At 64.3% G+C, this 13673-nt stretch carries 11 protein-coding genes; 7 read left to right on the forward strand and 4 right to left on the reverse strand.

Annotated elements, in window-relative coordinates; all coding sequences use genetic code 11:
* Positions 1-288: 288 nt before the first annotated feature.
* From MKI88_RS06190 to MKI88_RS06210, 5 genes are all read left to right on the forward strand, one after another.
* Positions 289-999 (forward strand): response regulator, encoded by a 711-nt coding sequence (locus tag MKI88_RS06190; RefSeq protein ID WP_241630088.1) that lies wholly within the window; start codon positions 289-291, stop codon positions 997-999.
* Between the two features lie 5 nt (positions 1000-1004).
* Entirely contained in the window at positions 1005-2306 is a 1302-nt protein-coding gene (locus MKI88_RS06195) for an ATP-binding protein (RefSeq protein ID WP_241630167.1), read from the forward strand.
* Between the two features lie 121 nt (positions 2307-2427).
* A complete protein-coding gene (locus tag MKI88_RS06200; RefSeq protein ID WP_241630089.1) occupies positions 2428-3117 on the forward strand; it encodes a carbonic anhydrase in 690 nt (229 codons plus the stop codon).
* Positions 3114-4631 carry a SulP family inorganic anion transporter gene (locus tag MKI88_RS06205; protein ID WP_241630090.1) on the forward strand — a complete coding sequence of 506 codons (1518 nt, stop codon included), beginning with the start codon at positions 3114-3116 and terminating at the stop codon, positions 4629-4631. Before MKI88_RS06200 ends, MKI88_RS06205 begins: the two co-directional genes overlap by 4 nt.
* Positions 4628-5731 (forward strand): aspartyl protease family protein, encoded by a 1104-nt coding sequence (locus tag MKI88_RS06210; RefSeq protein ID WP_241630091.1) that lies wholly within the window; start codon positions 4628-4630, stop codon positions 5729-5731. Before MKI88_RS06205 ends, MKI88_RS06210 begins: the two co-directional genes overlap by 4 nt.
* 50 nt (positions 5732-5781) lie before the next feature.
* Here MKI88_RS06210 and MKI88_RS06215 read toward each other — a convergent pair whose 3' ends face one another.
* From MKI88_RS06215 to MKI88_RS06225, 3 genes are read right to left on the reverse strand one after another with little or no spacing between them, the layout of a single operon-like run.
* Complete coding sequence (locus MKI88_RS06215; protein ID WP_241630092.1) at positions 5782-6639, reverse strand: SMP-30/gluconolactonase/LRE family protein; 858 nt, start codon at positions 6637-6639, stop codon at positions 5782-5784.
* 28 nt (positions 6640-6667) lie between these two features.
* Positions 6668-8464 (reverse strand): IlvD/Edd family dehydratase, encoded by a 1797-nt coding sequence (locus MKI88_RS06220; RefSeq protein WP_241630093.1) that lies wholly within the window; start codon positions 8462-8464, stop codon positions 6668-6670.
* A gap of 11 nt (positions 8465-8475) precedes the next feature.
* Complete coding sequence (locus MKI88_RS06225) at positions 8476-9606, reverse strand: aldose epimerase family protein (RefSeq protein ID WP_241630094.1); 1131 nt, start codon at positions 9604-9606, stop codon at positions 8476-8478.
* A gap of 147 nt (positions 9607-9753) precedes the next feature.
* On the opposite strand from MKI88_RS06225, the gene MKI88_RS06230 reads away from it, so the two are divergent.
* Positions 9754-11061 (forward strand): sugar MFS transporter, encoded by a 1308-nt coding sequence (locus tag MKI88_RS06230; protein WP_241630095.1) that lies wholly within the window; start codon positions 9754-9756, stop codon positions 11059-11061.
* A gap of 82 nt (positions 11062-11143) precedes the next feature.
* Here the strand turns inward: MKI88_RS06230 and MKI88_RS06235 are convergent, their stop codons facing one another.
* Positions 11144-11911: a FadR/GntR family transcriptional regulator gene (locus tag MKI88_RS06235; protein WP_241630096.1), complete on the reverse strand. Its 768-nt coding sequence runs from the start codon at positions 11909-11911 to the stop codon at positions 11144-11146.
* Positions 11912-12017: 106 nt separating this feature from the next.
* On the opposite strand from MKI88_RS06235, the gene MKI88_RS06240 reads away from it, so the two are divergent.
* Positions 12018-13586 (forward strand): aldehyde dehydrogenase (NADP(+)), encoded by a 1569-nt coding sequence (locus MKI88_RS06240; protein WP_241630097.1) that lies wholly within the window; start codon positions 12018-12020, stop codon positions 13584-13586.
* Positions 13587-13673: the final 87 nt, after the last annotated feature.

A 13673-nucleotide genomic window follows, 5' to 3' on the forward strand; every position in this document is an offset into this window, starting at 1 on the left:
CGATCAATAACGGATCGTAATTGCGGAAGCGTAAATGGATTGATCATTTTGGCTGATGCCAGACATCACCTATATGCTGACCGCTTGTTCACTGTGTCGGTGTCGCAAAGGGACTGGGGCGCAACCTTTATATTATGAGGAAATGTCCTCTCCCGGAGCGTGGCTGCCCTGTAACAAAATGTTTCTGTGGGCATCGAAACGCTGGCTGTGACGCGAAATGCGACCTATCTATGCGGGCAGACGCTTGGCCTTCGCCATAACTCCAGACGAGCCTGCACGCCTTTTCAAATGACCGCTCCCGTAATTCTGCTCGTTGAAGACGATCCCGCGCTACGTACGCTAACGGCCCGAACGTTGCAGCAGAACGGCTATCAGGTCCGTCCTGCCGGGGCAGCGCCCGAGATGTGGGCAGCACTGGACGTGGGGAATGTGGGCCTGGTGCTGCTCGACATCATGCTGCCCGGCACCAATGGACTGGACCTGTGTCGCCAGCTCCGCCAGATCAGCGACGTTCCCATAATCTTCATCAGCGCCAAGGGCAGCGAGACCGACCGCGTGGTCGGGCTCGAACTCGGCGCCGACGATTATCTCGCCAAGCCATTCAGCACGCGCGAGCTGATCGCGCGCGTCCGCGCGGTGCTGCGTCGCGGGCGGCTCGATCGCCAGCACGGGGTGGGCGGCCAGGGCATGGCGCGCTTCGCGGGCTGGACCGTGAATTTCCCCCGCCGTGAGTTGCACTCGCCGACGGGCGCCGTGGTTGAGCTGACGGGCGCCGAGTTCGATCTGCTGTCCAGCTTCCTTGAAAATCCGCAGCGCGTGATAGCTCGCGAGCGGCTGATCGAGCTTTCGCGAACGCGGCTTGGCGATGCATCGGACCGCAGCGTAGACGTGCTGGTAAGCCGGCTACGCCGCAAGCTCTCGCACAAGGATTCCAGCGCGCCGATCGTGACGGTACGGGGTATTGGCTATATGTTCAGCGCGGAGGTGACCCGCCAGTGACCGCGATGCGTCCGTCGCTCGGGTTGGTTGGCAGAGTCTTCATCATCCTGCTTCTGACCATCGTGATCGAGTTCACGGTCAGCACGTTGCTGTACGAGCGGGTGGGGCAATTGCGCGTTCGCGAGGAAGAGGCGCACCGCGTCGCCGAGCACCTGGCGCTGGCCAGCCGGCTTATGAATTCCCATCCGCGCGATGACCGCGCCGAGCTTGCAGGACGCCTGTCGAGCGAGGCCTTCATCGTGAAATGGCACCCCGCGCCCATGCCTTCGGTCCCGCTGGCGGCTGATCTCGAAGAGATGCGGGGACAGATCATCGGCTGGGAACCCACACTGGCGCGAACGAGTCTGCGGCTGCATCTGAAATCGCCGGGGCGCAACGGTATCGTGACCGGTCAGCTGTCGCTCGACGATGCCAGCTCGCTCGAGTTCAAGGCAACCCAGCTGGTCAATCCGTCGAAATTCAGGATCAACCGCTTCCTTCTTGCACTGATACCGGCGGTGGCGCTGATCCTGATCGGTGGATTGCTGATGCGGCGGGTCCTGTCACCAATGCGCATGCTGGCGAGCGCGGCGGGACGTATCGGCGAAGGGGATCGCGTGGAGATTCCCGAGGTTGGGGTATCGGAGATCCGGCGGGTCGTGCGCGCCTTCAATGAGATGCAGGCGCGCATTCACCAGCTCATCAGCGATCGCACCGAGGCGCTCGCTTCGGTTGGCCACGATCTGCGTACGCCGCTCGCCCGGCTGCAATTGCGCACCGAAGCGATCAGCGACGCTTCGGTGCGCCGTGCAATCGAGAAGGACGTCGGCGAGATGGAGGCGATGGTGGCGTCGCTGCTCGCATATTACGGGGGCGATAGTGACCCCGAAAAGCCGGTGCAGACCGACATCGCGGTACTGGCTGCCACGATCGTCGACGACGCAACGGACATGGGCGACCCGGCAGTCTATTCGGGCCCCGACCATCTCGAGACAATTGTCCGCCCGCTTGCCCTGAAGCGCGCCTTGTCCAATCTCGTCGAGAATTCAATCAAATATGCGGATGGCGCACAGGTGTCGCTGCGCGTGGAAAACGGTCGGGCAGTGTTGTGTGTGGAGGACAATGGCCCGGGGATTCCCGAGGACGAACTCGACCATGTTCTGGAACCCTTTGTCCGGCTTGATCTCGCCCGGAGTCGCGACACGCACGGTCTGGGGTTGGGAATCCCGATCGCGCACCGTGTGGCGCGTCGCGAGGGCGGTGTGCTTCGGCTCTCCAATCGTCCGACCGGTGGATTGAGAGCCGAGATAGATGTTCGGCTGCGCTGAGCCGGCAGCAACACTTCCTTACAGCGCGAAACACTTCCTTACACGGGTGCCGCACCGCAGCAAAGTTCGCGGTCTAGCTTGATCCGGCGTCGTCTCGCGGCGCCAGTCAAGGAGTCCCCCCGTGAACGAACTCATCGGTCGTATCTTTTCTTTCGAGAAGCAGGTTTTCCCCAATCAGAGTACGCTTTATGCGCGTCTGGCCAGAGACGGGCAGAGCCCGAAGGCATTGATGATCTCCTGCGCGGATTCGCGCGTCGTGCCCGAACACATCATGCAGGCAGAGCCTGGTGACCTGTTCGTCTGCCGCAATGCGGGCAATATCGTGCCGCCCTTCGCCACGCAAAATGGCGGTGTATCCTCGACCGTCGAATATGCGGTCGCGGCGCTTGGCGTGCGTGACATCATTGTCTGCGGTCATTCGGACTGCGGCGCGATGAAGGCACTGGCGGTCGACCAGGATCTCAGCGCCATGCCCAATGTTGTCGCCTGGCTTCGCCATTCGCACGCCGCGCACAAGGTCGTGACCGAGAGCTACCCCGCGATGGACGATGGCCAGCGTATTCGCGCGGTCTCGCTTGAAAATGTCGTCATCCAGCTTGCGCATCTGCGTACGCATCCGTCGGTCGCGGCCGGCATTGCGCGGGGCGAGATCGCGCTTCACGGCTGGTTCGTTGATCTCCATGCCGGCTCGATTCTGGGCCTTGATGGAGAGACCGGCCGCTTCGTGCCGCTGCGCGAGGGCGAACCGCTGCCCGTGGCGCTGCCGCAGGCCGCGAGACGTGCCGCCGATTTCGCAGAGGCTGCGGAATGAGCATCGCCATGCCAGGGCTCGGCAAGAGCGCTTCGCGCGACTTCACAGCTTCGATCGTCGTCTTCCTCGTTGCCATGCCGCTGTGCATGGGGATCGCGATCGCCTCGGGCGTGCCGCCCGAAAAAGGGCTGATCACGGGGATCATCGGCGGCATTGTGGTGGGTGCGCTCGCGGGCTCGCCGCTTCAGGTGAGCGGCCCGGCGGCGGGCCTTGCCGTCATCGTGTTCGAGATCGTCCGCGATCAGGGTCTGTCGGCGCTTGGTCCGATCCTCGTTCTCGCCGGACTCATCCAGCTGTTGGCGGGGGTGTTCAGGTTGGGTGGCTGGTTCCGCGCCATCTCGCCCGCCGTCGTCCACGGAATGCTCGCGGGCATCGGCGTGTTGATCGTTCTTGGCCAGTTCCATGTGCTTTTCGACGCGAAGCCTTTGCCTGGTGGCATTGATAATCTCATGGCGATGCCCGGCCGCATCCTCGGGCTGTCCCCTCAGGCGGGAAGCGGGGCATCGGCAGCGTTCGCGATCGGTATCCTGACGATCCTTGCGATGCTGGGCTGGGAACGCTGGCGCCCGCGTGGCCTGCGCCTCGTGCCAGGTGCATTGATCGGCGTCGTGATCGCTACGCTGGTCGCATTCGGATTCGACCTTGCTCTTGTCCGTGTCGATGTCCCGCAGTCGATCATGGGCGCGGTTGCCCTGCCCGATGCCGGCTTCCTGGCCCAACTCGCCCAACCCTCGGTGATCACGACCGCGATCGCCATCGCCTTCATCGCAAGCGCGGAAACGCTGCTGTCGGCGGCGGCGGTAGACCGGATGCATGACGGTGTGCGCACCAACTATAACAAGGAATTGCGCGCGCAGGGCGTGGGCAATCTGCTGTGCGGCGTTGCGGGCGCACTCCCCATGACGGGCGTTATCGTGCGGAGCTCCGCCAATGTGCAGGCCGGCGCCCTGACAAGGCTGTCTGCGGTACTTCACGGCGTCTGGATTCTCGGTTTCGTGGCGCTCTTGCCCTGGCTGCTGCGGGAGATACCCATGGCGGCGCTAGCGGGTGTGCTCGTCGTGACGGGAGCCAAACTCGTCAGCCTCGATCATGTGAAGCATCTGTTTGACCGCTACGGGCCGCTGCCCGCGTTGATCTGGGCTGGCACCTTCCTGATGGTAGTGACCACCGATCTGCTGACCGGCGTTCTGGTCGGGCTCGCGCTCTCCCTGATCGAACTTGTCCCGCATGTCCGCAAGCTCGGGCTCCGCGCCGATCAGCGGCAAGAGGGAGAGACTCATGAAATCGTGCTCGACGGGACCGCTACTTTCGTCGCGTTGCCGAAGCTCACGGCGGCGCTGGATGACGCGCCTGTGGCGGGCAGGCTCCGGCTCAACGTCGAGCGCCTGAGGCACATTGATCACACCTGCGCCGAAATGCTCGGTGAATGGATCAGGCGACGGCGTGAATCGGGAATCGCCGTGGAACTGCAGGGCGCAAACGGACGGCTGGAACGCCTGGCAAACGCCGTATGAACGCAGCGCTTCCCGTTCCCGCTGGCCGAACCGCCGCCGCCGAATGGATTTCCTGCGGGAACGGGGGCGACACCTTCCTTTCGCTTCCGGTTCAGGTTGGCGGGGTGGAAGCGCGGGCGATATTGGACAGCGGTGCGACATGTACCGTGATCGACTCGGCTTTTGCCGCGCGGCGGGAGTTGCGGCTGGCGCAGCAACAGCGCGTCACCGGGCTTACGGGAGCGATCGCGGGTAGCACCGCCGGTCCGCTGGATATCAGCGCCGGCGCGGAATTCCTGTTCACGGCGCCGGCGCTGGTGATGGATCTGGCCCCGATTGCGCGCGCGGCAGCGACGCAGATCGATCTTGTGTTGGGGCATGACCTTTTCCTGCAGCGCGCGATCGATATCGATCCCAGTCGCGCCGCGCTCAGGTTTCTGGACTATGGCAGCGAAAACATAACGCACTGGCTGCCGGTGGTGCAGATGTCCGACGGACATTTCTGCACCACCATTGAACTGATGCACGGCTTGCGCGCCCGCGCGATAATCGACCTGGGCTGTCTGGCGCCGCTCTATGTCAGTCCCGGTTTTGCCGCTCGACATGATCTGTTCAGGGGCCTCCGGCGCGGATCGAGTGCGAGCGTTGGCGTCGAGGGGGTTGCGATCAGTGAACTGGGTCGCCTGCCACGGCTGCAACTGGGCGATTCCGTGCTCCACGACATTCCCTTTTCGGTGCCACCCGCCTGGGCTTTTGCAGCGCCCATTGTAATGGGCCTCCCGCTTTTGATGCGCTTTCATGGCATCTTCGATTTCGGACGCTCGCGCATGCACCTGACGCCCGCAGACGGGCTCGATCGGCCATTCCTGCGCGACCGATCCGGGCTGAGCGTAGTTCACGCGGGCGAGCGGCTCGACGTGCTCCACGTAGCGGCCGGCAGCCCCGCGGCAAAGGCGGGGCTTTGCCCCGGCGACAGCATCGTCGCGATCAACAATGAAGCTGTCGCCACGCCCGGTGCCCGGAACCATCGCAATCTTGGCAAGCGGCCCGCTGGAACGCGATATGTCCTGTCGCTGCTGGCCAAGGGCACGCGCGAAATGGTGCTTGAAGAATATTACTGAGCGTCGCCAAAACACACCGAAAGTCGGGGGCGGCCTGATTGGGGACGGGATCAGCCGCCGAAGCAGTGGGTTGGCAAGCCGCGGACGCCGCAGTCGATCTCGAAAAGTGCGCCGTCATGGTGCGTGCCCGATAGTCCCACGGCAGCGGAGCTGACGAACATGCGGTCGAGATCGGTGCCCGCGAAGGTGATGTTGGTGATCTGGCTGGCGGGCAGGGCGATTGACCGATCGAGCACGCCCTCGGGCGTGAAGCGGCTGATGCGCCCGCCGCCCCAGTGCGCCACCCACAGATGGCCCTGCGCGTCGACGGTCATGCCGTCGGGGCAACCATCGTCTTCCGCAAAATGGATGAAGGGCTGGCGATCGGTGATCGCGCCGTCCGTGCCGCGCGCGAAGCGGTAGATGACGCGGCGGCCGGTATCGGCATGGTAGAGCCAGCGCCCGCAATCGGAGAAGGCCGGGCCATTGGGAACACGGTAGCCCGTGTCCATTCGCATCCAGCGGCGATCGGGATCGAGGCGATAGAGCGATCCGCTATCCTGCTCCTCCGCCATGTCCATGGTGCCGCACCAGATGTTGCCATCGGCGTCGGCCTTGCCGTCGTTCATGCGATTGCCCGGAAGGTGCGGCTCGGGATCGCTGATCGGCAGTATCGCAAGGGGCGCGATCCCGATTTCGGCGATGCCGCTCTTGAAGCCGCCGATGAACCCGCCACGGGCGCGTTCGACCACCCAGCCCAGCGGCTCGGGCATAGGCCAGCGCGTCACCACACCCGTGACCAGGGCCAGCCGATTGAGCGCCGGGGCGAGTATGTCCACCCAGTAAACGGCATTGTCGCGCGCCGACCACAGCGTGCCTTCGCCCAGCTGATCACGCACATCGCGCGCGACAATCGTCCATTCGGTCATGAAGCTTCCGTTCGCTCGCTGCCGACGATCAGTGATTATCGCGCGGCAGGCCCTGAGTCTGGGCGATACGCTGATATTTCTCCGACCCTTCGAGGATCGCCCCGGTATCCATCTGCCCGACGATCGAGCGCTGAATCTCCTGCCAGGGCGTTTGCGAGGCTGGGTAGGCGTATCCGCCCGCGGCTTCCAGCGCACGGCGACGATCGGCCAGCTCCTCGGCAGAAATGAGGACGTCGACGGTGCCCTTGTTGAGATCGATGCGGACGCGGTCGCCGGATTTGAGCAGCGCGAGACCGCCATTGGCGGCCGCCTCGGGGCTGGCATTCAGGATCGACGGGCTGCCGCTCGTACCCGACTGGCGGCCGTCGCCGATGCATGGAAGCGCGCTGACACCTTCGGTGATCAGATAGGCGGGCGGGCGCATGTTCACGACCTCTGCCGCACCGGGATAACCGATCGGCCCTGCGCCACGCATGAACAGCATCGTTGCGGGGGTGATGCCGAGCGCGGGATCGTCGATGCGGTGGTGATAGTCTTCGGGCCCCTCGAATACGATCGCGGGCCCCTCGAACGCATTGGGATCGTCGGGGTTTGAAAGATAGCGGTCGCGGAACTCGGGGCTGATGACGCTGGTCTTCATGATCGCGGCATCGAACAGATTGCCCGAAAGGACGAGGAAGCCGGCTTCCTCCTTCAGCGGCTCTTCGAAACGGCGGATAACACGCTCGTCCTCGATCGTCGCCTCGCGGCAATTGTCGCCTACCGTCTTGCCGTTGACCGTCATCGCCCGTTCGCGGATCAGCCCCTGGCCCATCAGCTGCGCGACCACGGCGGGCACGCCCCCGGCGCGATAATAGTCCTCGCCAAGATACTCACCCGCGGGCTGGAGGTTGACCAGCAGCGGCACCTTGTGCCCCTCGGTCTCCCAGTCCCTGAGCGGCAGGTCGACGCCGATATGGCGCGCGATCGCCGCGAGATGGATCGGCGCATTGGTCGAGCCGCCAATCGCCGAATTGACGACGATCGCATTGTGGAAGGCATCGAGTGTCAGAATGTCGGAGGGCTTGAGATCCTCGGCGACCATTTCGACGATGCGCTTGCCGGTCAGATAGGCGACCTCCTGCCGGTCGCGATAGGGCGCGGGGATCGCCGCCGAACCCGGAAGCATCATGCCCAGCGCTTCGGCGAGGCTGTTCATCGTCGTCGCGGTGCCCATCGTGTTGCAATAGCCCGTCGACGGCGCGGAGGAGGCGACGAGCTTGATGAAGCCGGCATCGTCGATCTGCCCGGCAGCGAGCATCTGCCGCGCCTTCCAGACGATCGTGCCCGAGCCCGTGCGCTCGCCCTTGTGCCAGCCATTGAGCATCGGGCCGACCGAGAGCGCGATCGCGGGGATGTTGACGGTCGCCGCGGCCATCAGACAGGCAGGCGTCGTCTTGTCGCAGCCGGTCGTCAGCACCACGCCGTCGATCGGATAGCCGTAAAGCGCTTCGACAAGACCGAGATAGGCCAGGTTGCGGTCGAGCCCCGCGGTCGGGCGCTTGCCGGTCTCCTGGATCGGGTGGACCGGAAATTCGAGCGCAATGCCGCCCATCTCGCGAATGCCCTCGCGAATGCGCTCGGCAAGCACGAGATGATGGCGGTTGCAGGGCGAAAGATCGCTGCCGGTCTGGGCGATGCCGATGATCGGCTTGCCCGACCGCAGCTCCTCGAGGCTGAGGCCGAAGTTGAGGTAGCGCTCCAGATAGAGCGCGGTCATGTCGATATTGTCGGGATTATCGAACCAGGCGCGCGAGCGGAGCTTGGTCGGGTTGGTATCGGTCATCGGATATCCGTTCAACGGGTCGTGGACAGGCGGTAGATCATCACGTGCCGGTAAGGCTTGCCGGGATCGACGCGCGCGGAAATGAAGCTGGGCTGATTGGGGGCATCGGGAAATTTCTGCGGCTCGAGCGCAATGCCGTCACCCATGCGGTAGATATGACCCTGTTTGCCGACCAGCGTGCCATCGAGGAAATTGCCGGCGTAGAATTGAACGCCTGGCTCGGTGCTCAGCACTTCGAGCACGCGGCCCGATTGCGGATCCTCGAGCTTTGCGACGAGTTCGGGCACCTTCGTAAGTCCCTTGTCGAGCGCGAAATTATGGTCGTAGCCGCGGCCGAAGCGGATCTGCTTGTCGCGGCCGTCGCGGATGCCGTCCGCCACGCGGCGCGGCGTGCGGAAATCGAACACGGTGCCTTCGACCGGGCGAAGCTCTCCCGTCGGGATCAGTCGCTCGTCGACAGGGGTGTAGGCGCGCGCGGGTATCGTCAGCAGGTGGCCCGTCGCGCCGTCGGGCGATCCCTCACCGGCCAGATTGAAGATCGCGTGGTTCGTCATGTTGACGATCGTCGGCTTGTCGGTCTTCGCGTCGAACGCGATGGTCAGCGCGCCGGCCTCGTCGAGCGAGTAGGTGACGGTCGCATCGAGCTTGCCGGGATAGCCCGAATCGCCATCGGGGCTGCTGTGCGACAATATCAGCGTCGCGGTCGGCCCGTTCTTCAGCGAAACGACCTTCCAGACGACCTTGTCGAAGCCCTTGCCGCCGCCGTGGAGCGAATTCGTCTTGTCGTTGAGCGGCAGTTGATGGGCGCGGCCGTCAATCTCGAAGCGGCCGCTTGCAATGCGGTTTGCATAGCGGCCGACAGTGACCCCGAAATAATTGGGAAAATCGACATAGCTGGCGAGATCGTCATAGCCGAGAACGACGTCGGCCGGCTTGCCCGTCCGGTCGGGCGCGATCAGTGACTGCAGCGTCGCGCCATAGGTCAGGATCGTCGCCGAAACGCCGTGGCTGTTCTTGAGCGTGATCGCTTCCACTGCAGTGCCATCCTTGAGAGTGCCGGCCGGAGTGCTGCTGGCTTCGGCGGCGAAGGCTGTGCCTCCCGCCGTCAAAGTGGCCGCCATGCATCCGAGCAGCGCACCCATTCTAGCCAGCCTTCGCATTCTCGTCCCTCCCGGTTATGAGCGCCCATTGACGCAATCTTGGTCTGCATATAGTCCGACAAAATAATCAAGCGCAAGCCGTGTCGGCCATTGGACGCGGACGGGGCACAACAATTGGAGAAGGGTGGCATGGCTTCACCGATAACGACGTCCGCAACACCGGCTGCGGGGGCTGAAAACCAAGGCACGAGCTACCGTTCGGCGCTGACTCTGCTTGCCAGCCTCTTTTTCATGTGGGGCTTCATCACGGTCATCAACAACACGCTTCTGCCGCATCTGCGCAGCGTGTTCGAACTCAGCTATACCCAGACAACACTGATCGAATCGGTCTGGTTCATCGCCTATTTCGTTGCCTCGATTCCCTCGGCCAAGCTGATCGAGCGGGTCGGCTATCAGAAATCGCTGGTGGTGGGACTGCTGATCATGGCGGCCGGCTCGCTGGGTATGATGCTTGCGGCCAGTATCCCGTCCTATGGCGTCACGCTTGTCATGCTGTTCGTGATCGCGAGCGGCATCACCTTGCTGCAGGTCGCCGCCAATCCCTATGTCGCGGTGGTCGGCAAGCCCGAAACCGCCTCTTCGCGCCTCAATCTGGTGCAGGCGATGAACTCGGCGGGAACGATGCTCGCGCCGCTGTTTGGCGCCTATCTTATCCTCGGCCGATCCAAGGGCGGCACGGCCGAGACCGGCGTGGTGCTGACGCAGGCGGAGCGGCTCGCCGACGCGCAGTCGGTGATCCTCCCTTACGGCCTCGTCGCCGTCGTGCTCGTCGTGCTCGCCGTCGTGATCGCGCGCTTCCCGCTGCCCAGCATGGGCGCCGCGACGATGCGCATGGCGAAGGACGAGCGGAAGAAGCATTCACTCTGGGCGCATCGCAATCTGGTGTTCGGCGTCCCCGCGATTTTCATCTATCTGATTGCGGAAATCGGCGTGGCGAACCTGTTCGTCAACTTCGTCAGCCAGCCCGACATCGCGAATCTCACGCATGAGCAGGCGGGCCGCTATCTGACCTTCCTCTGGGGCGGCATGATGGTGGGGCGCTTCGTCGGTTCGGCGATCATGCAGCGAATCGACGCCGCCAAGGTGCTGGCCGTCTTTTCGATCGGCGCATTCATCGTCATGCTTGTCACGGTGTTCGCGCACGGCCCGGTTGCGATGTGGTCGCTGATCCTTGTCGGCCTGTTCCACTCGATCATGTTCCCGACCATCTTCACGCTGGGCATCAAGGGCCTCGGGCCGCTGACCGAGGAAGGTTCGGGGCTGCTGATCATGGCGATCGCCGGCGGTGCGCTCGTGATCGTCCAGGGCTGGATGGCGGACCATTATGGCCTGCAGACCTCGTTCCTGCTGACCGCGGTCTGCGAGCTCTACATTCTGTTCTACGCGCTATGGGGTTCGCGCCCCACCCATGCATTGCCCGATCAGCACGTCGACTGAGCGACGCCGATCCGGCTAAGAAAATAAGGCCCCGCTTCCTTGATGGAGGCAGGGCCTTTTTTCTTGCAGAGCTACCGACCCGTCAGCTCTTGATCGCGCTGCGCGTATCCTCGAGCGCGAGGTCGATCAGTACGCGCATGGCCGCGCTCGCGGCCTCGCCGTCGCCCGCCGCGATGGCGTCGTATACGCGGGCATGATCGGGAATCGGGTTGCGCGGCAGCGCGCGCGACCGCTGCTTGAACTGGGTGGTCCAGTTGACCGCCGCGCCAATGCTCGCAGTGAGCGCCATCAGCGCGTCATTGTGTGTGGCGCGCAGGATCGCGTTGTGAAAATCGCGATCGGCCGCGCGTCCGGCATCGGTGGCGAGCGTATGGCGTCGCATCGCCGCCAGCGCTTCCTTCATGATCTTGATGTCGGACTTGTCGCGCCGTTCGGCGGCCAGGCGCGCGGCAGCGGGCTCGACAATGGCGCGAAGCTCGAAAAGGTTGCGGATGAATTCGATATCGGGCTCGCCCGCAAAGGCCCAGGCCAGCACATCCGGATCCAGCAGGTTCCAGCGGTTGCGCGGCAGGACGCGCGTGCCCGCTTTCGGCCGGCTTTCGACCAGCCCTTTCGCGGTGAGTACCTGCACCGCCTCTCGATAGGCGCTGCGCGAAATTTCCAGTTCCTCCGCAAAGGCGACCTCGCCGGAAAGCGTATCTCCAGGCGCATATTCGCCCGACAGGATCGCCGTGCCCAGCTTGTGTGCGACCGCGCCGTGCAGGCGCCGGCCGGGCCCGCGCGCCTTTGTCGGCACCGGCGCCTGCCCCTCGTCTTCGTCCGCTTCATGCCCCACTTTGGTATTCCCCATGTTCTTCCCTCAGCACCGACAATTACCAGCGGCAGCGCGATGGTGAAACGGTAATCGTTGCCATCGTTGATGCGCTGTAATATGTCGGAGTAATAAGGAGACGTAAATGACTGCTGACGTTATCTCGATCGACCAGGTGGAACATCCCGGATTTCGTTCCGTGACGGCCGAGACCGGGCAGCCTGATGGCGCGGAATTCCCGGTTCATGGCGCCGCCGACGTGGCAGCCGCCTGCGCTGCGGCGGAAGCGGCGTTCGACGACTATCGCGCCACCGACCGTGAGAGCCGTGCTGCGTTTCTCGATCGAATCGCCGACGAGGTTCTCGCGATCGGCGATGATCTGATCGTGGCGGCCATGCGCGAGAGCGGGCTGCCGCGTGCACGCCTCGAGGGCGAGCGCGGCCGCACCGTCGGCCAGTTGCGTATGTTCGCCAATGTCGTGCGCAGCGGCGCGTGGCTCGGCCTGCGTATAGACCCGGCGCAGCCCGAGCGGCAGCCGCTTCCGCGACCGGACCTGCGTCTGCGCATGATACCGCTGGGCCCCGTCGCGGTATTTGGCGCGTCCAACTTCCCGCTCGCCTTCTCGACCGCGGGGGGCGACACCGCTTCCGCACTCGCCGCGGGCTGTCCAGTCGTGGTGAAGGGCCATCCCGCGCACCCGCAGACTGGCACGCTGGTGGCTGATGCCATTCGCCGTGCCGTCACCGCGTGCGGTCTGCCCGAAGGTGTGTTCTCTCATCTGGTCGGCCCGGGCAACGAGCTCGGCGCCGCGCTGGTCAAGGATCCGCGCATCGCCGCGGTCGGCTTTACCGGTTCGCGCGGCGGTGGTCTTGCACTGCTGGCGCTGGCGCAGGCGCGCCCGGTGCCGATCCCGGTCTATGCCGAAATGTCGAGCATCAACCCGGTACTGCTGCTCCCCGAGGCGCTGAAGGCGCGCGGCGCGGCGCTGGGTGCGGCCTATGTCGGTTCGCTGACCATGGGCGCGGGGCAGTTCTGCACCAATCCCGGCCTCGTCCTTGCCATCGATGGCGACGGACTTGACGATTTTGTGTCCGCGGCGACGGGCACGATCAGCGGCGCAGATTCGCAGGTGATGCTCACGACCGGTATCCATGCGGCGTATGAAAAGGGTATTGCGGCGCTGGCTGGCAATGCCCGTGTCGAGACGCTCGGGCGCGGGCAGGAGGGCAATGGCTGTACGCGTGGTCAGGCGGCGCTGTTCCAGACCACGGCACAAGCCTTTCTCGCCGACAAGGCACTCGGTCACGAAGTATTCGGTGCGTCGTCGATCATCGTGCGTTGCCGCGACGAGGCGGAATTGCGCACCGTGATTGCAGGCCTTGAAGGGCAGCTCACTGCGACACTGCACATGGACGATGCCGATGTGGCTGTCGCCGGGCGGCTGCTGCCGCTGCTTGAGCGCAAGGTCGGACGCATCCTCGCCAATGGCTGGCCCACGGGTGTCGAGGTTTGCCATGCCATGGTTCATGGCGGACCGTTCCCCGCGACATCGGACGCGCGCACAACCTCGGTCGGCAGCCTCGCGATCGACCGCTTCCTGCGGCCCGTCTCATACCAGAACCTCGCGCCTGCATTGCTGCCGGCGGAGTTGCGCGACGACGCGCAGGGCGATGGCGCTCCGCGTCTCGTCGATGGGGCGCTCACCGTAAACTGATTGAATGGTCGGGTCGGGTTCGAACGGATCCCGGCCCGCAGTGGCAATGATGACGGCGCCCGCAATAGCGGCGCCTTTAAGGGAGAG

Source organism: Sphingomonas sp. LaA6.9, assembly GCF_022601895.1.
In the GTDB taxonomy this organism is placed as follows: domain Bacteria; phylum Pseudomonadota; class Alphaproteobacteria; order Sphingomonadales; family Sphingomonadaceae; genus Sphingobium_A.